Below are 21408 nucleotides of genomic sequence, written 5' to 3'. Positions count from 1 at the left end.
CTGATGCGTCGGCGCCTACGCGGCAGAGGTCAGGACATAACCGAGGCTGTCGAGCCCTTCGGCCTGGCACAGATGGTCTGATGCACCATCCAGTTCGGTCTGCAGGAGTTGGTAGGCGGCACCGCAGGACTGACCCCAGTACATGGCGGCACGCCAGAGCTGACGGCCGTAGCCGTGGCCGCGCTGATCCGGCAGCACTCCGAAGTACTGCGGGAGCAGCCGAGCGGTTCCCTCCGAGTCCTTCATGATGTCCATGGGACCGATCGCCCCGACCACCCTCTCCTCGGCAGTGATGGTGAGAATCGGACCGTCCAGGGCACCAGCACGGAACCGGCTCCACAGGAATGCAAAGCCATCTGCCGCCATCTGGTGGGAAAACTCGGCAAACGTTGCTGCCACCGTCGGCTGGAGGTCTCGTAGGTCTCGTACGGCAGTGGCCTGCCGTGGCTCCGGATGATCAAACGCCTTCAGCTGAATCCGAGTGCAGGACGCTCCGACAGGCACAGCAGAAGCCTCGGTCTGGAACCAGATGATCCGGGCCGCTTCGGCGCCGTGTGCGGCTTGAAGCTTGGCCGCCACGTCCCGCAGCTCTGTGAGATCTGGTGCAGTGGATGCGTAGTGGTGCAGCTTGACCGTGGCACGACCGCGTCTGACGAGCGTCGGGATCACTGTGCGGCCGGGCCGGTGGATGATCGCGTCGACGAGAACGGTCTCGTCCTTGGTGGCCGCCCAGCGTTGGTCCTTGTCGTGCGGCAGGAACCGGCCGGTGCCGGCCACCGCGAGCACGTCGGCGAACAGTTCAGGCCTGAGGGTGCCGGGGTGGACTGGACCGATGGTCGGCACATAGGGCACGGTCACCACGGGGCTCAGCCAGTCCCAGTGCAATCGCATGGCGGCACCCTATCCACGCGCACCACGTGCCGCAGGCCCCGACGCGATTGCGACCGGAGCCCGCGGGGTGGTGATCACTCAGGATCAGTACGGGTTGTCGTCACCGGCGTTGCACGAGCACTTCGTGGACTCCGCCAAGTCGTCGAGGTCGTCGACGAGTTCGATCTCGACCACGCTGGCGCGCGTGGTGCCGAGCTGGATCAGGCTCTGCGGGTTCATACTGACACCTCCTCCCTCTTTCGTCCGTGCTGGCAGTAACTTGCGAGTGGTGCCTTCGCCTCCTGGTAGAGCTTGGCCAGCGGCCGGCAGACCCCGCATGATCCGGAGAGCTGGCAGCCGGAGCACCCACCGGTGCGAAGCATGAGTTGGTCGGCGATCGCACCCAGCTGACGGAGACCTTCGACGCCCTCGGCCATCAGGTCCACGTGCGGGTCGCGGCCGACCTTGCAGATCGACGCCTTGCCGTGCGGGTCGGAGTGGAAGAAGGTGTGACCGGCGTTGCAGCCGGTGAACACCTTCCGCTGCCGCAGGTGCTTGGCGGACTGCGCGGGCAGTGACTCGTCCCCGCCGTAGATCGTCGGGGACATGTTGACGTAGCTGTTGTGCTCCAACCCCCAGCGCTCGGCCATCGCCACCATTGCGGCCTCCTCGTCCGCCGAGTGCTCGGTGACGACCAGGTTGAGGCGCATCGGGATGCCGGCCTCAAGGGCTGCGGCCATCCCCCTTTGGAAGGTCGCGAAGGAGTTCTTGCGCCGGGTCAGGCCGTCGTAGCTCGCGGCTGTGGCGCCATAGACGCTGACGACGACCCGGTAGGCGGGCATCCTGGTCAGCGCGTCGAGGATCTTGGGCTGCCACAGGCGAGAGCCATTGGTCGAGATGGTGATCATCATCCCGAGTTCGTAGGCGAGGGCGTACGAGTCCACGAAGTCCCGGTCGATGGTGGGCTCGCCGCCAGTGATCTGCAACCACAGCACCCCGGCATCGCGCATGACGTGCAGCAGACGGGCTTTGTCGGCCATGGACAGACCCTCGAACTTCTTCAGGCCGAGGTAGCAGTGCTCGCAGTCGTAGTTGCAGCCGAGGTTGATCTCCCAGGACGCGCGGCTGTACTGCGGCTCCGCCCTCTGCCGGACCAGCAGGAAGTCCTCGACCGGGGAGGCGGGGGCGAGGTCCATGGCCCAGCGCTGCCGAGCCGCCTTGATGAGCCAGGACGGCGCGGGCGCGCCCGACTTGGCCGCTTGCTCCAGCTCGGCGAACTGGCGCAGCGGGATCTTGATGCCAGCGATGCTCCCCGGGCAGACCACCAAGTAGTCGTACAGGAACCGGCTGGTGATGAGTTGGTGCACGTGTGGTACCTCCTCTTGGTGGGGGTGGTATCGGCGAACGCACACGGGACTGTGCGGCCGGCACCGACCCGCCCGAACGAGCACGTGTCATCCTGATCGAGCGGATCGTGAAAAGGGGTGTCAGACAGACGCGCCCAAACGACTTGCGAACTCAGACGAAGTGCCGGTCATCCGAGCGGTCAACCGCTCATTGCCGCCAGGCAGTTGATCGGCGGCGCACTCGAACCAAACGACCTTTCCATCCCCGGACGGCTCCCAGCCCCACGAGTGCGCCAGGCCCGCGACGACCATCAGGCCTCGACCGCCGGTCACGGTGTCCTCCGCCGTGGCCGGGTCCGGCGGGTGAGGACTGCTGTCCGCGACCTCTACCCGCAGTCGCAGGCCCGTCCAGCGCACCGTTACCCGGCACCGAGCCTTCGTGTGCTCCATGCCGTTCGCCAATAGCTCGCTCGCACACAGAGCTACATCAGCCAACGCCTCCTCGGACAGCGGGACCCTCCAGTGCCGCGCGATGTCCACGATCAAGCGCCGAGCCGACGGCACCGCAGCGGCGTCAGGCTTGACATCCCACCCCTGCGGCACCGGAAACGATGCCACGGCGAACGCGCTGGCCCGTTCGCCGTGGTCTGCAGTCGAAGGCCTGTCAGACGGTGTGTAGCAGCCCCGAGCGGCGACGTTTGCGGACACGCGATACCTCCGGCCAACAGACGAGTTGAGAGGGCGCCCTCCCCGGTGCAGAGCAGGGTGAGCGCCGCTGTTGCCACAGCCTGGGGACTTTCCCGGCAGAACCCGGGGCACCTGTCCATCTCCCTGGGCAGCTGACGTACAGTCAACCCACCCAAGAGCACGATGGGTACTCTCACCCACACGTAGAGTGGTTTACGCGGTTTACAGCTCCACCTCAGGGGATCGATCGTGACCACACGCAAGGAACCCAATCAGCGTCTCAGAGAAGTGATTTCAGCTGTTGGCTGGACCTACGAGGCGCTAGCCCACGCAGTACGACGGATCGGCGCGGAGAACGGCGAGACGCTGCTGACCAACAAGTCGGCGGTAGCTCACTGGATCTGCGGCGCGCAACCGGCTGGCCAGGTCGGCCAGTACATTGCTGAGGCTTTGTCCCGCCGTGCTGGCCGTCGGATCACCCTGGCCGATCTGGGATTTGCCGCCCCCGAGGACTCGTTGGCGGCCAGCAGCGATCCGGTGGAGGCCGCCGCCAACCTTGGCCGTGCGGATGTCGAGCGCCGCACCTTTCTGGGCGTTGCCGCCTTCACGACCGCAGGCGTGGCCATGCCGTTGCTCTACGACCCTGAGCCGGTCTCACGCTTGATGCGCGCCCGCACCGGCAGGGCCCGCGTCGGTGTTGAAGAGGTCGAGGTCGTCCGACACATCACTGCCGTCTTCAGCGCGGCGGACGAGAGACTTGGCGGCGGCCACGGGCTGACCACCGTGACCGCCTACCTTGCAGACACCGCAGCCCCGATGCTCAACGGGCGTTTCCCCGATGAGATCACCCGGTGTCGAGCCTTCGGAGCAGTCGCCGAACTCGCCTACCTCGCCGGGTGGAAACACCACGACCTCGGCCAAGAAGGTGCGGCCCAGCACTACTATCAGGTCGGCTACCAACTCGCCGTGGAGGCGGACCCTCACGGTCATGCGGGATGGATGATGCGAGCCCTGGCCCATCAGGCGCTCAGTCTCAAGCAGCCCCACCACTGTGTTGCGCTGATCGAGAGCGCCCTCGCTCGTAGCATCGGCCGCGTGGACGGTCAGACCGAGGCGCTTCTCCACATCACCCATGCCCGCGCATTCGCAGCCACGCGGGACAAGCCGGCCGCAGCCCGAGCGCTCCTTGCCGCTGAAAACGCTCTCACTCGTGACGACGACCCACAGCCAAGCTTCTCACTTGTCAGCGGCCCAGCCGCGGGAACCGTCGCCAGCCACATGGCTAGAACCCTCACCGACCTCGGAGACCACGTAGGTACTGAACAGCAGCACCGCGCCGCCCTGGTCCGTTGGGATGCCGAGAAGTACAAGCGCGTCCATGCCCTCACGTATGCCGATCTAGGAGACAGCCTTGCCGCTCAAGTCCGAGCAGACGAGGCAGTGGCCACGTGGGGCCGCGCGCTCGATCTCATGGACGGCATGACCTCGGACCGCACCAGAAAGGCGATCTTGTCGTTCCGTCCTCACTTGGCGATCTACCGTAGACGGGGCGTGCCAGGAGCCACCGACCTGGAGCGCCGCGCACGCGACGCACTGACCTGACAGCCGCACCGCAGGAAGGACCGGATCGACGTGACTCAGCCGACCACCGACCAGACCACCGTGCTCAAGCCCGCCACGGAGTCGATGACGCTGCTGGTCGCCGCCGTCATCGTCCACGACCTGGAAACCCAGCGGGTTGCCCTCCTCCGGCGCGGGCCCAATGCCAAGTTCGCCCAGGGCATGTGGGATCTGCCAGTCGGTAAAAGCGAACCAGGTGAACCGATCACCGAGACGGCCGTCCGGGAATTGAAGGAGGAGACCGGCCTCGTCGTTGCTCCCGAGGACCTGCGCTTGGTCCACGTGATCCATGGGGCCCGAGGGGTTGAGGCACCCAACGGATTTCTGACTGTCGTTTTTTCCGCCCATCGCTGGTCAGGTGACCTTGTGAACGGCGAACCCGAGAAGCACTCAGAAGTTGCGTGGGTGAGCACCGGTGCCATCCCAGAGGAGTTCGTGTCCACCACCGACACGGCCCTGCTCAGCTACCTCAACAACGGGTCGAGCGTCTCGCTGGACTCGTGGCAGAGCGGATCACCGACACCGGCGCAGTGAGCTCCGTGTTCGTCGGCTCGGTGGGCGAGCGGCACAAGGGAGTCGGTCGGTGCGCCGTCGGTGACACAGTCCTCGCCGAGCAAATACTTCCAGGTTCAGCTCACTCGTTCACCGCTGTGTAGACGACCCGGTAGATAGTGGCGACTTCCGCCGCATTGGTGCGGCACTCCTCGACGGTTTCCGCGTGGCTGGCCAGGTAGTTGGCTCGGTGGTAGGCCGCTGCGCTCTGTGGGACGCGCTCGATCTCGACCACGGCTGCCCAGTGAGCGACGAACGAGCGGAGCGGGTTGATCGTGCCTCCCTTGAGGGCTTCCGCCATGGCCCGGGTCTGGTCGTTCACCAGTTCCGGGAGACGGTCTGCGGCCACCACGGAGAGCGCGGCTTTGAGCGCGGCCGGGCTCTTCTCGGGGCGGGGAACGAGTTCGCCGTCGTGGCGCACGGGCTGACTCCAGGACCGGCGGATATCACGCTTCGCGTGTGCTACGTTACGCGCAGCGAGATAAGTAAAGACTTGTGACCCCGGCAGTGCGCCAACACTCCGGGGCCCGGCACAGGAGGAAGCAACTCCCATGCAGATTCATCGTAGCGAACAGCTACGCCGATTCACCGTGCTGCCGAACGGCCTGTTGCAGGATCGTCGGCTCAGTTTCACCGCGCGCGGTCTGCTCGTCGATCTGCTCTCCCGGCCCGATGGCTGGCGGGAGGATGGGCGGCAGATGGCGGACAGCAGTCCGCAGGGGCGCGGGGCGGTGCAGCGGGCGCTCAAGGAGCTTGCGGCGGCGGGGTATTACCGGGTTGAGCGGGTGCGGCGGGCGGACGGGACGATCCGGTCCGAGGCGCATGTGTTCGATAGGCCTCAGGTGAGGCTGCCGACTGTCGGGCGTCCGGTGTCCGGTGAGGCGAGGCCCGGTCCAGCTGACGTTCCTTCCGTAAAGGACCAGGGAAAGAACCCCACCCTCCCTACTCAGGCTCGCTCCGGGGCGTCGAGCGATCCGGTGGCACTGGCTGCCGTCCTGCCAACTGCCGTGGCTACGGCCCCGGATGAGCAGACGCAGGCGGCTGTCGCCGTGCTGTACCGGGTGATCCGCCCCGATCCGCGGCTGGGCCTCGGTGAGGCGGAGGCACGGGAGTTGGCGCCGCTGGTGGCCAAGTGGCTGGAACACGGGTACGCGGAACGGGACTTGGCGGACGCCCTGCTCCCCGGCCTGCCGGCGTCCGTGCACTCGCCTGCCGCCGTGCTCCGCAGTCGCCTGGTGCGAAAGCTGCCGCCGCCCAAGGCGCACGGCCAGCCGAAGCCGTCCTACGCCGAGTGCGCCAAGTGCCACGATCCGGTGCCCGCCCCCGGGATCTGCCGCCCCTGTGCGGGGTTGGGGCGCGCATCCGCACCGTCCGAGGAGCGGGAGTCGCTCACGGCACGTGGGATGGCTCGCGTGCGGGCAGCCTTGCAGGGGGCGGAAGTTGAGGTTCCCACAGGCAGCTGAAGCACAGGCCTGGGCCCGCGCTAGTCCGGCCGCTAGGATCCCGACGTGAGCGCGTTTCTTGGCGAACTATCCCCGATTTTATGGGCCGTCGGCATCGGCTCGTTCCTCGGATTGATCACCCGTCAGCTCGCCAGGCGCGGCAAACGCTTCAGCAAGGCGCAAATCCGTGACTTCGCCAAAGACCTGCGCCACGAGCTGTACATGCGCTCGACCGGTCCGGGCCAGAGGGTCGACCTCACCGACTACCTCCAGGGCCAACCGTACTTCGGCAGCCAGTGGCTCATGGAGGTCTACAGCATCCTGTACCGGGAGAAGATCGTGTTCGGCCTGACCCCGCTCACGGTCGGCGGTAGGGTCACCTTCCGCCTGACCGACAAGGGAATTGAAGAAGCGAGGATGGAGCGTCTGATGTCAGCCGCAGAGAACCCGCGCACGGTGAACAACTACCAGGCGGGCGTGGTGCAGATCGGCGACCACAACAGCGCCGAGAACGTCACCGCCAACTTCGGCACCGACCAGAGCCGGCTGCTGGCCCAACTCGTGGCCGCCCTCGTCGCCGTGGCGGGCGACACCGCGCTGCAGCCGCAGCTGCGCGGCGTTGCCGAGCAGGCCGCTGCCGATCTGGAGACGGCCACCCGGCAGGATCCGTCAAGGGTGCCCGTGATCCTGGAGCGGATCCGGGGCATCGTGAGTGTCGCCGCGACCGGCTTCGAGACAGTCCGGCCGATCCTGGAGGCGATCGGCTCGGCGCTGTAGCAGCGCAGGGCTTGCGGGGCCGGTCCCGTAGCCGACCCCGCTCGCCGCGCGCTGGTCGGTCCGATTTGGTGCGATACGTCTTATGGTCGTAACCGTGAACACCTCCGACTCCGCAGCCCCCGAGCCCACACCGCCCCGCGTGCCCGAGATCTCGTCGCTCGGCCTGGACACGCTGGTGACCGAGGTGTCGGAGCGGCTGCAGTCGGCGGCGGCGGTGACCGACCGGATGCAGCGGCTGCTGGAGGCCGTGGTGTCGGTCGGGGCGGGCCTGGACCTGCATGCGACGCTGGAGCGGATCGCGTCGGGCGCCGCGGAGCTGGTGGACGCCCGGTATGCGGCGCTCGGGGTGGTGGCGCCGGGTGGGCACGGGCTGTCGGACTTCATCCACGTGGGGATCGACGCCGAGACGGCGGCCCGGATCGGGGATCTGCCGTCCGGCAAGGGCATCCTCGGAGTGCTGATCGACAAGCCCGAGCCGCTGGTGCTGGACGACCTCAGCAAGGATCCGCGCTCGGCCGGGTTCCCGCCGCACCACCCGCCGATGCGGTCGTTCCTGGGGGAGCCGATCCGGGTGCGCGGCGAGGTGTTCGGCAACATCTACCTCACCGAGAAGCACGGCGGTGGCGGTTTCACGCCCGAGGACGCGCAGGTGGTGCACGCGCTGGCGGCGGCGGCCGGGGTGGCGATCGAGAACGCGCGGCTGTACGAGGAGGGCCGACGGCGGGAGCGGTGGATCGCGGGCGCGGCGGCCGTGACCACCGCGCTGCTCTCCACCAAGGCGGATGACGCGCTCGGGGTGGCCGCCGAGCAGGTGCGGGAGCTGGCGGACGCCGAGCTCGGGATGATCATGCTGCCGACCGGGGACGGCGGGCTACGGGTCTCGCACGCCGCCGGCGAGGCCGCCGAGTTCGTGGCCGGGGAGCTGGTGCCCGGCACGGGGTACGCGGCGCGGCTGCGGGACGGCGAGAGCATCTTCATCGACGACATGTCGCAGGACCGGGCGCTGGTGATGCGGGCGGCCCGCCGCTACGGTCCGTCGATGGCGCTGCCGATGGTGGCCCACGGCCGGGTGCTGGGCGCCCTGGTGGTGTGGCGCGGGCGCGGGGCCCGGCCGTTCAGCGAGGTGGAGAAGCAGCTCGCCGCCACCTTCGCCTCCCAGGCCGCCCTCGCGCTGCGGCTCGCCGAGGGCCAGCGCGACCAGCAGCGCCTGGCCGTCTTCCAGGACCGCGACCGGATCGCCCGGGACCTGCACGACCTGGTGATCCAGCGGCTGTTCGCCACCGGGATGATGCTGGAGAGCGCGGCCCGCCGGGCGGGCGTCCCCGAGGTGCAGGAGCGGCTCGGGCACGCCGTGGACGAGCTGGACGCCACCATCCAGGAGGTCCGCACCACCATCTACGCCCTGCAGCACGACGACGCCGGCAGTGAGCCCGACACCCTGCGCACCCGGGTGCTGCGCGAGGGCAGCCAGGCGGCCGCCGCGCTGGGCTTCAAGCCGTCGATCAGCTTCGTGGGGCCGGTGGAGAGCGTGATCGGCGACCAGGCGGAACGCCAACTGCTTGCAGCGCTACGGGAGATGCTCTCCAACACGGCCCGGCATGCGCGGGCCTCGCGGGTCAGCGTGGCGCTGGACACCACCGTCTACCTGGACGCCGAGGGCCACCCGGTCTCCGGCGACCCGGAGGCCGCCGTCCGCCCGGGCCGGCCCGGGGTGCTGCTCACGGTGGCCGACGACGGGGTGGGCATCCCCGAGTCCGGGCGCCGCAGCGGCCTGGCCAACCTGCGGCGGCGGGCCGAGAACCTCGGCGGGGCGGCCTGGCACGAGCCGGGCCCGAGCCGCCGGGGGACGGTCGTTCGCTGGTCGGCCAGGCTCTGACCGCAATCGGCCAGGCTCTGACGGCAAGACGTGCCAGGAAGGTGCTCAGCCCTCCCAGGCGAACTCCGCCAGCCGCTCGTCCACCGGCGCGTCGGTGAGCCGGTTGGCGAGGGTGGACATGGTGTAGGTGCCGATGCCGAGCACCACCTCCAGGGCGTTGCGCTGGGTGTATCCGTGGTCGAGGAAAGCCTCCAGGCTCTCCGGGGCCACCGCCCCGGCGGTGCTGATGACCTCCAGGGTGAAGAGGCGCAGCGCCTCCAGGCGGTCGTCGGGGAGCGGGCGCTGGTCGCGCAGGGCGGCGACCAGCTCGGGGGCGGCGCCCTGCTTGCTCACGATGGCGGTGTGCATCGCGACGCAGAGGTGGCAGCGGTTGCGGGTGGCGACGGTGAACACCACCACCTCGCGGGCGAGCGGCTCCAGGGTGCTGCTGCTGAACAGGGCGTTGGACTTGGTGAAGGCCTCCAGCAGCTGCGGGGAGGTGGCGAGCCGGCCGACGGCGGCGGGCAGGTGGCCGAGGTGGCGCTGGACGCCCTCCATGACGGGGCGGGCGGCCGCCGGGGCGGTCTCCAGGGTGTGGGTGGCAAAGGTGACGGGCATGGCGGAGCTCCCACTCGTTAAGATGGACAACGCGGTTGACTAAAAAGGTAAACCTGGTTGTCCATCTCTGCAAGGGGGTTCCGTCATGCCCGATGCCAAGCCCGACCACCAAGAGCCACGCGAGAGCTACGGCTTCGAGCTGCCCCTGCTGCTCTTCGCCGGCTTCCGCTCGATCATCGATGAGCTGCACGCCGAACTGGCCCGCCAGGGCCACCCGGAGGCCCGCCCGGCGCACGGCTTCGCGCTGCAGGCGGTCGGCCGGGCCGGGGCCACCGCCAGTGAGGTGGGCCGGCGGCTCGGGATCTCCAAGCAGGCGGCGGGCAAGACCGTCGACCGGCTGCTGCAACTCGGCTATGTGGAGCGGGTGGACGACCCGACCGACGCCCGCCGCAAGCTGGTTCGGCTCACCCCGCGCGGCGTCGACCTGCTGGCCCGCTCGGCGCAGATCTTCGAGCGGCTGCGCGGCGACTGGATGGCGCGGCTGGGCGCGGACCGGGTCCGGGCCATGGAGGCGGACCTGCGGACCATGGCGCCGGAGGGCTTCTTCCGGCTCGACGTGGCGGGCTGGTTCGGGGGCTGACCAGCCGTCAGCTCGTCAACTGCCGTACAGATTAACGAGGGAGAACTTCCGGACCAATAGACGGGCCGAACGGCCTTCGCCACTATCCGTGTTCGGGGCGGCCCACCTACGGTGGTGCCCGCTTGGGAGCCGAGCACGAGATCTCTACACGACACCCGCGCGTCCCGCGCCGACCGCGCCGGGCCGCACGGGGTCGGGGAGTGGGGCGGGTGGGCCTGGTGGGTCAGCTGCGTGCGGGCCGGGCGGGGTCGGAAGCGGTTCGAGGCGGGTTCCAGATCGAACGGGCGGCGAACGGGCGCTACCAGTGGCAGTTGAAGGCGCCCAACGGCCGGATCGTGGCGGTCTCCTCGCCGGTCTTCGAGACCATGGCCGAAGTGAGCCGTGCCGTCGAGCAGTTGCGCGGCGAGGCGGCCGAGTTGACCGCGCGGATCACCCATGTCCGGGACGGGATCGGCTGGATCTGGGTGGTGCCGGGGTCGCGCGGCCTGGCCGAAGCGCGCAGCAGTCGCGCCTATGAGCGGTACGCCACCTGCCAGAACGCGTTCCGCCGGTTCGTGGCACTGCTGGAGCGCCAGGCCGAGCGCCAGGCTGAGTCCCAGGCCGAGCGCCGGGCCCAGGCTGAGTCCCAGGCCGAGCGCCGGGCCGGGGCCCAGGCCTCCGAGTCCCAGGTCTCCGGGGCCCAGGCCTCCGAGTTCCAGGCCCGCGAGGCCCGCGAGGCCCGGGAGGCCTCCGAGCCCCGGGCCTCGCGGGCCTCCCGGGCCTCGCGGGAGCGCTCCCTGATCGAGCGCGCCCTCGGCGATGGCTGACCGCCCGCAGGCGGTACGCGGCCCGCGGCTGCTCGCCATGCAGGGCGCCGGACGCCTGGTGGGCTGGTCGCTCGCGGCCGGCAACGGCCGTCAACTGGCAGTCTCCGCACGGTTCTACCGCACCGAAGCGGAGCTGGTGGCGGCGCTGCGCGAGCTGCTGATCGAACGCGGCTCGCTGCGCTACGCGTTCAGCCAGGACCAGTCCCGCACCTGGCGCTGGTCCGCCTTCCTGCCGCCGCGCAGCACCCGGTCCGATCCGGCGGCCGAGGAGCCGGTGGCCCGCAGCGCCCGCGGCTATCTGCGGCGCGACCAGTGCCGCCAGGGCATGACCGGCTTCCGCGCCGGACTCCAGGCGCTGGAACGGGAGTTGCATACGCCGGGCCGCGAGGGCCGGTGGCCCTGGTGACCTTGAGGTTGCCGGATCCGACCCGAATCGCCACCGCGAGAAGAACGTCCGGCACCGCGTGCCGCCACTGCGCGGATGCACCGGCGCACGAACCACGAGCGCGGGCCAGCGAGTAAACCGCCAAGTCGACAAAATCCAGAAGTTCACCCGCACTCCGGCACCTGGCCAAGGTCCTTCCGGGCTCGCCGCGGACCGATGAGGATCAGTCCCGCTGGTCCGGGCCGGGCACAACTCGGGCCCCCGGCAAGCGGGTTCAACGGACCCGATGCTCCGATTCCGTAGCACGCCATGCCTTCCCTCTCCCACCGGAGGAATAGCACCATGCGTCACACCGCTGCCAAGCTGTTCGCCGTCGCGGCGATCGCCACCGCCTTCACCACCGTTGCCGCCGGCTCGGCCCTGGCCGACCCGACCGTGACCCCGGCCGCCAAGGACATCGTGGGTGCCGGCTCCGACACCACCCAGGCCGTGGTCGGTCAGTTCTCCACCGACTACAACGCCTTCCTGGCCGGCAAGGGCGACACCACCTCGCCGCGCCTGTACAGCTGGGACGCGACCGGCAGCAGCCCGATCACCCCGAAGACCGGTGCCAACACCATCACCCGGCCGAACGGCTCCAGCGCCGGCATCAGCGCGCTGAACGCCAACACCAAGACCACGCTGGACTTCGCCCGCTCCTCGCGCAGCCCGCAGACCGGTGACCTGACCACCGACGACTTCGTGGCATTCGCCAAGGACGGCGTCGCCTGGGCGGCCAACGGCACCGGCAACGCGCCGGCCAACCTGAGCACCTCCGACCTGGTCGGCATCTACACCTGCACCATCACCAACTGGAACCAGATCACCGACGTCTCCGGCTACACCGGCCCGAACGCCACCATCAAGGCCTACCTGCCGCAGATCAACTCCGGCACCCGCGCCTTCTTCCTGAAGGCCCTGGGCGGCGGCACCACCTCGATCACCCCGGGCACCTGCGTGCAGGCGTACACCCCGGAGGAGAACGAGGGCACCGACCCGGTGTACACGGACGCCAACGCGGTGACCCCCTACTCCGCCGCGCACTACATCGGTCAGGTCTACGGCGGCCACACCACCACGACCGACGCCCCCGGCCCGCTGACCCTGCGCAACGTCGACGGCATCAACCCGATCACCAGCACCCACACCCTGAACCCGACCTTCACCGCCACCAACTACGGCCGCACGGTCTACAACGTGGTCCGTGACGGCGACTGGACCGGCGGCACCCCGGCGCTGAAGAGCATCTTCGGCACCACCGGCTGGGTCTGCACCAACGCCACCGCCAAGGCCGACATCGCCAGCTACGGCTTCCAGACCCTGCCGCTGGGCGCCTGCGGTTCCGTGACCCACCTCTGAGCGCCACCACGCGCCCCCGCGACACCACGCTCTCCAGCGACACCACGCTGCTCCCGCAACACCCCGGCGGCCAGGGCCAGTTCCCTGGCCGCCGGGCCGCTCCCAGCCCAAGCCCGTGCACGAAGGAGACCATCCCAGTGATCAGCCGCAGAGCCGTCCGCCTCGCCGCCGCCCTCGCCACCGCCGCCGCCCTCGCCCTGACCGGCCTGAGTGACTCCGCCTCGGCCGCCACCACCGCGCCCACCGGCAGCCTGGTGATCCAGGAGGACAGCGGCTTCCTGCAGAACTCGCTGCAGAGCGGCATCGTGGCCATCGCGCTGCCCAATGCGACGGTGAACTACAACGCCGGCACCGGTTTCTCCGGCACCTTCCCGGTCACCGGCGGCTCGGTGAACCTCGGCGGCTACTACGGCGCCGTGCAGCTGGGCGGCAGCCTGCTGGTCGTCAACGCCACCACGGGCAAGACCGTGGACTTCACCAACCTGGCCTTCGACGCGGCCACTTGGGCGGTGACCGGGATGCCGCTGGGCAGCAGCACCCCGGTGAACCTGTTCGACCCGGCCGGCAATGTGGTGAGCACCAAGAGCGGCACCACCCAGAACCTCTCCGCCGACGACCTGGAGATCGACCCGGCCGGCGCGCAGTACGCGGACACCGCGCTGGGCACCACGTTCTTCGCCGGCGGCCAGCACGTGGGCACCACCGCGCTGAGCTTCACCGCCGGCAGCTGATCCTCGCCGCGGGCAGCTGAGCTTTCCGAAACCCCAGGCGTTTCCCGAAACCCCCGGCGTCGGGGCCCGGTTGGGGCCTCGTACACCTGATCCGACATCAACTGTCATGTGGTCATGGACGAATGGGCTCACGGGAATCCGTGGGTCCATTCGTATATCCGTCCCCACTCGCGCATCCGCACCGCGAACGCCGGAGGTACCCCTGATGAGAGACCGAGAACGGAGTCCGAGAGGCCCGGGGTGGTGGACGCGCGCCTGGTCGGCCGCCGTGCTGGCCTGGGCGGTGGTGGCGGTGCCGGCGGTGCTGCCACTCGGCGCGGGCACGGTGCCGCAGGCGCACGCGGATTCGGGGTCCGCCTCGGTGCCCGGGCCGCCGGTGTGGATCCCCGCGACGGGCCGGTACGGGGTGCCCGGCACGGTCACCGTCTCGCCGTCCAGCAACCTCGGCGACCAGGTGGTGCACGTCTCCTGGTCCGGATTCACCCCGAGCGTCCTCACCACCGGCGGGCCCGCGACCACCGTGACCCCGGGCAACGGCACGGTGATGTACCCAGTCCGGGTGTACGAGTGCCGGGGCGCCGACCCCAAGCCGACCGACTGCTACGGCTCCACGCTCTACGGCGGCGACCCGGCCAAGGGGTTCCAGCAGCCGGAGCCGGCCTCGGGCCTGCGCACCCCCGAGCTCCCGTCGAACGCCCAGTACGCGGTCACCGGCAGCGACGGCACCGGCTCGGCCGACATCGAGGTGTGGACGGCCGAGCAGAGCCAGACCCTCGGCTGCGACACCGCGCGCGCCTGCTCGATCGTGGTCGAGCCGAACTACGGCGGCGATCCGCTGAGCATCATCGCCTCCCTGAACGGGGACACCAGCGGCGCACCCGCCTGCGACGACCACGAGTTCGACAGCGACGGCTTCTTCAACACCGCCACCGACAGCGTGACCCAGCAGAACAACCTGGGGAGCAACAACTTCACCGGCGAGGCCTGCTCCTGGACCCACCGCACGGTCGTCCCGCTCTCCTTCGCGCCGACCGCGAGCAGCTGCAAGGCGGCCGGCAACGACTTCACCACCGCCGGCGCGCCGATGGCCGAGCGCGCGGTGCAGCAGTGGCGGGCCGGCGCCTGCCTCAACTCGGCTCCGATCAACGCGGGTTACACCGCGCTGGGGGAGCCGGAGGCGCGGTCCGCGTTCCTGCAGGGCGGCGGCGCCGATGTGGCGCTGGTCAGCCGGCCGGACACCGGCCCGGCCCCCAGGCCCTATGTCTACGCCCCGCTGGCCGACTCCGGGATCTCGGTGGTCTTCGCGATCGACGACCCGGCGACCGGCCGTCCGATCACCGGCCTGAAGCTCAACGCCCGGCTACTGGCCAAGGAGTTGACGCAGTCCTACAGCCAGGGCCCGGCCGGCTCGGTGGCGGCGTCGGTCGCGGGCAACCCGCAGTGCATCTTCGCGGACCACGAGTTCCTGGCGCTCAACGATCCCAAGTCGATCGCACCGGCCCAGTGGCCCACGTGCAACCCCAAGGGCTCGCCGGACAGCCTGCCCATCGTGGTCGGCAACCGCACCGACCTGATCCAGCAGCTCACCACCTGGATCGCCGCCGACCCCGACGCCGAGAGCTTCCTGCAGGGCCAGCCGGACCCGTGGGGCATGCACGTCGACCCCTACTACCAGCGGCCCGCCTACTCCGGATACCCCACGGACATCCTGCGCCCGCAGGACAGCACCGGCTTCGAGCAGAAGGACCCGAGCGGCAAGGTGGTGGGCGACCTGCACGAGAAGCAGTACGAGTGGAGCCCGGTGCTCAGCGGCCTCGACGACAGCGTGCGCAGCGTGCTCTCGTTCAAGCCGACCTGCTCCGACCCGCACGCCGACGGCACCGGCAACCACCCGCACTGCGCCGCGGCGCTGGTGGGCCAGCGCCAGCTGATCGGCATCGTCGACACCGCGGACGCCAAGTCCTACAGCCTGAACGAGGCGAGCCTGGTCAATCCGGCCGGCGTCGCGGTCGCGCCGTCGACCACGTCGATGCAGGCCGCCGTCGGCGACATGCCGCTCGACCCGGGAACCGGCACCCGGCAGCTGCCCTACGGCGTGCCCAACACCTCGTTCAGCACCGACTCGCAGGCCTATCCGCTCACCTCGGTGCAGTACGCGATGGTGCCGACCAGCGGACTGGGCAACAAGGCCGCCGCGGTCGGCCGGTTCCTCCAGCAGGTGACCGATCCGGGCGACGGGCAGATCTACGGCCGCCTGCCCGGTCAACTGGCCCTCGGATACGCCGACTTGACCACTACGCAGCTCAATGAGGCGCAGGTCGCCATTGCCCATGTCGCCGCCCAGGACGGCGCGCTGCCGGGCAACCAGCAGCCGGCGCCCTCGGGCGGCGCGAGCACGGCGGGGGCGACCGGCGGCCGATCCGGCTCGGGGGTGGCGCCGCAGTCCGGCGCAGCGGGCGGCAACGGCCAGGGCGGTGGCGGGAGTTCGGGCGGGACGGGCACCGGCGGCACGGGTGGCGGCGCCGGGACGGCGGGCGGCAGCACCGGCGGCGCCCCGGCCGGCTCGACCTCGTCCACCAACAGCCCCGCGCCCGGTGCCGGCAAATCGGCCAACCCCTCGCTGGCACCCGTGGCCGCCGGCACCCCGTCGCCCGACCGGGCCGGCCTCGCGCGGCTGCTGCTGCCGGTGGTGCTGATCGCCGGCGCGGTGCTGCTGGTCGGCGGACCGGCGGCGCTGCTGCTGGGCGGTACGGCCGCCGGCGGCCGGGTGGTCGAGCGGGTGCGCCGGTTCACCGGAGGCAGCCGCTCATGACCTCCGCACTGCCGCCGTCCCCCGCCGAGGCGGACCTCGACCGGCCGCGGCGGCTCACCGCCCCGGCCACCCGCGGCGACCTGGTCTTCCGCGGCCTGCTCCGGGTGGGCGGCTACTCGGTCTTCGCGATCATGGGCCTGATCGCCTTCTTCCTGCTGCTGCGCGGCACCACCGCGCTGCGGGCCAGCGGCTGGTCGTTCCTCACCCAGGTCAAGTGGGTGCCCGCGGCCCACCAGTTCGGCATCGCCGCCGTGCTGCCGGACGGGATCCTGATCGCGGTGATCGCGCTCTGCTTCGCCGTGCCGGTGTCGCTGGTCGCCGCGCTCTTCATCTCCGAGTACGCGCCGCAGCGGATCCGGCGGGTGCTGATCTCCGTCGTCGACCTGATGGCGGCCGTGCCCAGCATCATCTACGGGCTGTGGGGCTTCTTCTTCCTGCAGCCCCGGGTGATCGGCCTGGTCAGCTGGACCGCGCGGCACCTCGGCCCGGTGCTGCCGTTCCTGAAGGTGCGCACCGGCGACTACGGCACCTCCTACACCTCGTCCACCTTCATGGCGGGCCTGGTGGTCTCCCTGATGATCACCCCGATCATCACCTCGCTCAGCCGCGAGGTGTTCTCCCAGGCCCCGCAGGGTGAGCGGGAGGGCGCCTACGCCCTGGGCAGCACCCGGTGGGGGATGATCCGCGCCGTGGTGCTGCCGTTCGGGCGGGGCGGTGTGATCGGCGCGGTGATGCTGGGCTTCGGCCGGGCGATGGGCGAGACCATCGCGGTGGCGCTGATCATCTCGCCGGCCTTCAAGTTCACCGGCCACATCCTGGAGGCCGGCGCCAACTCCATCTCCTCGCTGATCGTGCTGCGGTTCAGCGAGTCCGACGGCCTCTCGCTCTCCGCGCTGATGGCGGCGGGCCTGGCGCTGTTCGCCGTGACCCTGGTGGTCAACGTGCTGGCCGGCCTGGTGGTCAGCCGCTCCCGCTCCGGCGCCTCGACGGCGGACTGACCTCGATGACCGACCACGCCTACCACGAGGGGGCCACCCCGTGACCACCGTCGACCTGCCCGCGAGCGCCGCGGCAGCCGGCCCGGCCGAGCCGGCGCCCGCCGAACCACCCGAGCAGCGCCGCAAGTTGGGCGGCGCGACCGGCGCCGAGCTGGCCACCCTGGCCGGCGCCCTGGCCGGCTCGCTGGCACTGGACTGGCTGCTCTACGAACGGGTGCTGCCGTTCAGCGGCGCCCAGGGCTTCCTGCTCTGCTGGTACCTGCTGTTCCTGGCGTTCAGCTACGCGATCGGCAGGCTGCAGTGGCCGGCGCCGCACGTGCGGGAGCGGCTGGTCACCCTGGTCGCCTGGAGCTCCGGGCTGCTGCTGGTCTTCCTGATCACGGCCCAACTCGGCTTCATCACGCTGCGCGGGCTACAGGCCGTCACCCATGGGAACTTCTTCACCCAGACCATGCAGACCACCTCCGCGGTCTCGCCGATCACCTCCGGCGGTGCCCTGCACGCGATCGTCGGCTCGCTGGAGCAGATCGGCCTGGCGACGGTCTTCGCGGTGCCGCTGGGCATCACCGCGGCCGTCTTCATGTCCGAGATCGGCGGTCGCGCCGCCCGGCCGGTGCGCACCCTGGTGGAGGCGATGACGGCGCTGCCGTCGATCGTCGCGGGGCTCTTCATCCTCGGCGTGGTGATCCTCACGCTCGGGCTCCAGGCCTGCGGCTTCGCGGCCTCGCTGGCGCTGACCGTGATGATGATGCCGATCGTCACCCGGGCCGCCGAGGTGGTGATCCGGCTGGTCCCGGGCACGCTGCGGGAGGCCTCCTACGCACTCGGCGGCAGCCAGTGGCGCACCGTCTGGAACGTGGTGCTGCCCACCGCCCGCCCCGGGCTGGCCACCGCGGTGATCCTCGGCATGGCGCGCGGCATCGGCGAGACCTCGCCGGTGCTGCTGACCGCCGGCTTCACCTCCGGCATGAACGCCGACCCGCTGACCGGCCACCAGGTCAGCCTGCCGCTCTTCATCTGGAACTGCGTACGCCAGCCCTACCCGGCCATGGTCGCCCGCGGCTTCGCCGCCGGCCTGACCCTGATGGTCCTGGTGCTGGTGCTCTTCGTGACCGCCCGGCTGATCGGCGGGCGCCGGCCGGGCGAGCTGAGCCGCCGCCAGCGGCGGCAGCTGGCCCGACAGGCGGCCGGCCGATGACCAGACCCACCCCTTCCGGAGGAACCGTCATGCCCTGGGCCGCCGCTCACCGCCCCAGAGTCGGCCGGGTCGTGGCCCTGCTGCTCTCGTTCTTCGTACTGACCCTCAGCCAGGCCACCCCCGCGCTCGCCACCACCACGCTCAACGCCGACGGGTCCAGCTGGGCCGGGCCGGCGATCGAGAAGTGGCGCACCGACGTGGCCAACCAGGGGATCAACCTCAACTTCGCGCCCAACGGTTCGGCGGCCGGCCGGATCAACTGGGAGAACGGCTCGGACGACTTCACCGCCTCGGACGTGCCGTTCCGCACCCAGCGGGACACCGGGGCGAGCGGCTCGGTCGCCGGCTCCGGCGCGGCCGACGCGGAGAACCCGGTCTACGGCTACTCCTACGTCCCGATCACGGCCGGCGGCACCGCCTTCATGTACAACCTGGTGGTCGCCGGCAAGCAGGTGACCGACCTGCGGCTGTCGCCGGACACCCTCGTGGGCATCTTCACCGGCGCCATCACCTCCTGGGACGACCCCAGGATCACCCAGGACTACGGCCGGCAGCTGCCCAGGCTGCCGATCACGCCGGTGGTCCGCTCCGACGGCTCGGGCGCCACCGCGCAGTTCACCCGCTGGATGGAGCACACCCACCAAACCCAGTGGGACGCCTACTGCAAGAGCGTCAACAACGTCAGCTGCGGCGACTACACCGAGTTCTACCCGCCGTCCGGCCGCATGATCGCGCAGAGCGGCTCCGACCAGGTGGCGCACTACATCGAGGCGCCCTCCGACAGCGGCGCGATCGGGTACGACGAGTACGCCTTCGCGCTCACCTCCGGCTGGCCGGTGGTGAAGGTGCTCAACCCGGCCGGGTACTACACGCTGCCGACCGCCTCCAACGTTGCGGTGGCGCTGACCGCGGCGAAGATCCGCGGCGTCGACGACAACACCTCGCCGAACGACCCGAACTTCCTCCAGCAGGACCTGGACGGCGTCTACAGCAACGGCGACCCGCGGTCCTACCCGATCTCCAGCTACAGCTACCTGATCGTGCCGCGGGCCGGCGCCGCGCTGCCGGTGACGCCGCGGTTCACCAACGACAAGGGCGCCGCGCTCAGCCAGTACCTGGACTACGTGCTCTGCGGCGGGCAGGCTACCGGCAAGGGCGGGATCGACTCGATCGGCTACTCGCCGATCCCGCGCGGCCTGGTGCGCGGCGGGCTGCTGCAGGTGCAGCACATCCCCGGCTACAGCGGCAACGTCGACCCCAACACCCTGGCCAACTGCCCCAATCCGACCTTCGACAGCCAGGGCAACCTGATCATCCTCAAGAACGCGCCGATGCCCAACACGTGCGACAAGCAGGGCGCGCCGCTGAGCTGCGATCCCAACAACCCCTCGGCCGGCGGTGGCTCGGGCTCCGGTGGTGGTGCCAACGGTGGTGGTGGCGGCGGTGGTTCGGGGAACGGCGGCTCGTCCGGTGGTAGCGGCGGCAAGGGCGGCGGGGCCGGTGGCGGCGGCTCGGGGTCCGGTGGTGGTGCCAACGGCGGTGGTGGCGCCGGTGGTTCGGGTAGCGGCGGGTCGTCCGGTGGTAGCGGTGGCAGCGTCATCGACCCGCAGACCGGTGAGGTGGTGCAGAACGGCGGCGGCAGCTCCAGCGGCGGCCAGGTGGCGGCCAATGTGGTCAACGTCGGTGGCCGCCCGGACAATTGGCTGCTGACCACGCTCACCGCCGTGGAACTGCTCGCCGTGGTCGCGCTGCCGCCGTTCCTGGGCGGCTGGCTGCGCCGGCGCCGGGCCGGTTCCCAGGCGGGCACCGGGGGTTCCCGGTGACCCTGACCGCTACTTCCGCGACCGACGACACCGTGGTGCTGCCGACGATCCAGGCTGCGCCGCCCCGACCGGCCGAACCGCCGTCCACCGCCCGCCGGATCACCGTCCGACTGGGCTGGACGGCCACCCTGCTGGCCGCCCTGCTGCTCGGCTTCGCGGTCTTCCTGCTGGCGCTCTCGCCACTCCAGGAGCTGCACTACCAGGCCGAGGCGTACCGCACCTTCCAGGACCGGCTGGCCAACCAGCTGGGACCCACCGGTGCCGCTACCGACGGGTCGCCGGTGGCGATCATCGACATCCCCAGGATCGGCGTGCACCACGAGGTGGTCGTCGAGGGCACCACCGGGCGGGACCTGATGCGCGGTCCGGGCCACCGCCGGGACACCGCGCTGCCCGGGCAGGCGGGCGTCGCGGTGATCTTCGGACGCGGCACCGCGTTCGGCGGCCCGTTCGGCCGGCTCGGCGAGCTGCGGGTCGGCGACAAGATCCAAGTTACCACCGGGCAAGGGCAGTTCAGCTTCACCGTGAACGTCTACGGGAACAGCACCCACCCGGTGCGCGACCCGGCGCCGTCCCGCCTGGTGCTCACCACCAGCAACTCGGGCTGGATCCCGACCGGCACCGTGCTGATCGGGGCCCGGCTGGACGGCGACCCGCAGGCCAACCCGCACGGCCGCCCGGCGCAGCTGCCGGCGGACCATGCGCTGGCCCAGGACAGCGGGGCGCTGGCCGCCCTGCAGCTCTGGTCGGTGGCGCTGCTCGGCGCGGTCGCGCTGGCCACCCTGGCGGTGCGGTACTGGGTGCGGCGGGCCGCCTATCTGACCTTCGCCCCGGTGCTGGCCGCGCTGCTCTGGTCCGTCTACGAGAACGCGGCGGCGCTGCTGCCCAACCTCTACTGAGCAACTGACGA

Annotated in this window: 20 protein-coding genes; 15 read left to right on the top strand and 5 right to left on the bottom strand. The window is 70.6% G+C overall.

What is annotated here, in order from left to right:
* Positions 1 to 15: 15 nt before the first annotated feature.
* The 3 genes from P3T35_RS17495 to P3T35_RS17485 form a co-directional block, all read right to left on the bottom strand.
* A complete protein-coding gene (locus tag P3T35_RS17495) occupies positions 16 to 891 on the bottom strand; it encodes a GNAT family N-acetyltransferase (RefSeq protein WP_101380544.1) in 876 nt (291 codons plus the stop codon).
* Positions 892 to 975: 84 nt separating this feature from the next.
* Positions 976 to 1110, bottom strand: coding sequence for a hypothetical protein (locus P3T35_RS17490; RefSeq protein WP_280706634.1), 135 nt, complete (start codon positions 1108 to 1110; stop codon positions 976 to 978).
* The gene (locus P3T35_RS17485; RefSeq protein WP_101380543.1) at positions 1107 to 2237 is read right to left on the bottom strand and encodes a radical SAM protein; all 1131 of its coding nucleotides are present in this window, start codon (positions 2235 to 2237) and stop codon (positions 1107 to 1109) included. The genes P3T35_RS17490 and P3T35_RS17485 overlap by 4 nt, the downstream gene beginning before the upstream one ends.
* 915 nt (positions 2238 to 3152) lie before the next feature.
* On the opposite strand from P3T35_RS17485, the gene P3T35_RS17480 reads away from it, so the two are divergent.
* Positions 3153 to 4505, top strand: coding sequence for a transcriptional regulator (locus P3T35_RS17480; RefSeq protein ID WP_101380541.1), 1353 nt, complete (start codon positions 3153 to 3155; stop codon positions 4503 to 4505).
* A 30-nt stretch (positions 4506 to 4535) separates the two neighbouring features.
* On the top strand, positions 4536 to 5057 hold the full coding sequence (locus P3T35_RS17475) for an NUDIX domain-containing protein (protein WP_180356464.1): 522 nt from the start codon (positions 4536 to 4538) through the stop codon (positions 5055 to 5057).
* Between the two features lie 100 nt (positions 5058 to 5157).
* Here P3T35_RS17475 and P3T35_RS17470 read toward each other — a convergent pair whose 3' ends face one another.
* On the bottom strand, positions 5158 to 5496 hold the full coding sequence (locus P3T35_RS17470; protein WP_101380540.1) for a hypothetical protein: 339 nt from the start codon (positions 5494 to 5496) through the stop codon (positions 5158 to 5160).
* A gap of 130 nt (positions 5497 to 5626) precedes the next feature.
* Between P3T35_RS17470 and P3T35_RS17465 the strand changes: the two genes are divergently transcribed.
* The 3 genes from P3T35_RS17465 (at position 5627) to P3T35_RS17455 (ending at position 9170) form a co-directional block, all read left to right on the top strand.
* Positions 5627 to 6538 carry a hypothetical protein gene (locus P3T35_RS17465; RefSeq protein ID WP_101380539.1) on the top strand — a complete coding sequence of 304 codons (912 nt, stop codon included), beginning with the start codon at positions 5627 to 5629 and terminating at the stop codon, positions 6536 to 6538.
* A 45-nt stretch (positions 6539 to 6583) separates the two neighbouring features.
* Positions 6584 to 7294, top strand: coding sequence for a hypothetical protein (locus P3T35_RS17460; protein WP_143676814.1), 711 nt, complete (start codon positions 6584 to 6586; stop codon positions 7292 to 7294).
* 94 nt (positions 7295 to 7388) lie between these two features.
* Positions 7389 to 9170: a GAF domain-containing protein gene (locus P3T35_RS17455; RefSeq protein ID WP_348533418.1), complete on the top strand. Its 1782-nt coding sequence runs from the start codon at positions 7389 to 7391 to the stop codon at positions 9168 to 9170.
* Positions 9171 to 9215: 45 nt separating this feature from the next.
* Here P3T35_RS17455 and P3T35_RS17450 read toward each other — a convergent pair whose 3' ends face one another.
* Complete coding sequence (locus tag P3T35_RS17450) at positions 9216 to 9767, bottom strand: carboxymuconolactone decarboxylase family protein (RefSeq protein WP_101380536.1); 552 nt, start codon at positions 9765 to 9767, stop codon at positions 9216 to 9218.
* An 85-nt stretch (positions 9768 to 9852) separates the two neighbouring features.
* Between P3T35_RS17450 and P3T35_RS17445 the strand changes: the two genes are divergently transcribed.
* The 10 genes from P3T35_RS17445 to P3T35_RS17400 all read left to right on the top strand — a co-directional run bounded on the left by P3T35_RS17445 (position 9853) and on the right by P3T35_RS17400 (position 21397).
* Positions 9853 to 10347 carry a MarR family transcriptional regulator gene (locus P3T35_RS17445; RefSeq protein ID WP_101380535.1) on the top strand — a complete coding sequence of 165 codons (495 nt, stop codon included), beginning with the start codon at positions 9853 to 9855 and terminating at the stop codon, positions 10345 to 10347.
* A gap of 218 nt (positions 10348 to 10565) precedes the next feature.
* Positions 10566 to 11153 carry a DUF1508 domain-containing protein gene (locus P3T35_RS17440; RefSeq protein WP_280706627.1) on the top strand — a complete coding sequence of 196 codons (588 nt, stop codon included), beginning with the start codon at positions 10566 to 10568 and terminating at the stop codon, positions 11151 to 11153.
* The gene (locus P3T35_RS17435) at positions 11146 to 11559 is read left to right on the top strand and encodes a hypothetical protein (RefSeq protein WP_101380533.1); all 414 of its coding nucleotides are present in this window, start codon (positions 11146 to 11148) and stop codon (positions 11557 to 11559) included. Before P3T35_RS17440 ends, P3T35_RS17435 begins: the two co-directional genes overlap by 8 nt.
* 321 nt (positions 11560 to 11880) lie before the next feature.
* Entirely contained in the window at positions 11881 to 12936 is a 1056-nt protein-coding gene (locus P3T35_RS17430; protein WP_101380532.1) for a substrate-binding domain-containing protein, read from the top strand.
* 137 nt (positions 12937 to 13073) lie between these two features.
* Entirely contained in the window at positions 13074 to 13667 is a 594-nt protein-coding gene (locus P3T35_RS17425) for a hypothetical protein (protein WP_101380531.1), read from the top strand.
* Positions 13668 to 13872: 205 nt separating this feature from the next.
* Complete coding sequence (locus tag P3T35_RS17420) at positions 13873 to 16479, top strand: hypothetical protein (protein ID WP_143676813.1); 2607 nt, start codon at positions 13873 to 13875, stop codon at positions 16477 to 16479.
* Complete coding sequence (pstC, locus tag P3T35_RS17415) at positions 16476 to 17477, top strand: phosphate ABC transporter permease subunit PstC (RefSeq protein WP_101380529.1); 1002 nt, start codon at positions 16476 to 16478, stop codon at positions 17475 to 17477. The genes P3T35_RS17420 and pstC overlap by 4 nt, the downstream gene beginning before the upstream one ends.
* 40 nt (positions 17478 to 17517) lie before the next feature.
* Complete coding sequence (pstA, locus tag P3T35_RS17410; RefSeq protein WP_218976676.1) at positions 17518 to 18675, top strand: phosphate ABC transporter permease PstA; 1158 nt, start codon at positions 17518 to 17520, stop codon at positions 18673 to 18675.
* Between the two features lie 29 nt (positions 18676 to 18704).
* Positions 18705 to 20498: a substrate-binding domain-containing protein gene (locus P3T35_RS17405; RefSeq protein ID WP_101380528.1), complete on the top strand. Its 1794-nt coding sequence runs from the start codon at positions 18705 to 18707 to the stop codon at positions 20496 to 20498.
* Entirely contained in the window at positions 20495 to 21397 is a 903-nt protein-coding gene (locus P3T35_RS17400) for a sortase (RefSeq protein ID WP_101380527.1), read from the top strand. The genes P3T35_RS17405 and P3T35_RS17400 overlap by 4 nt, the downstream gene beginning before the upstream one ends.
* Positions 21398 to 21408 lie beyond the last annotated feature (11 nt).

Origin of the sequence: Kitasatospora sp. GP30, assembly GCF_029892145.1 — a bacterium.
Classification (GTDB): domain Bacteria; phylum Actinomycetota; class Actinomycetes; order Streptomycetales; family Streptomycetaceae; genus Kitasatospora; species Kitasatospora acidiphila.
The sequence above is the reverse complement of the archived record's forward strand: the minus strand, read 5'-3'. Positions and strand labels throughout refer to the sequence as shown.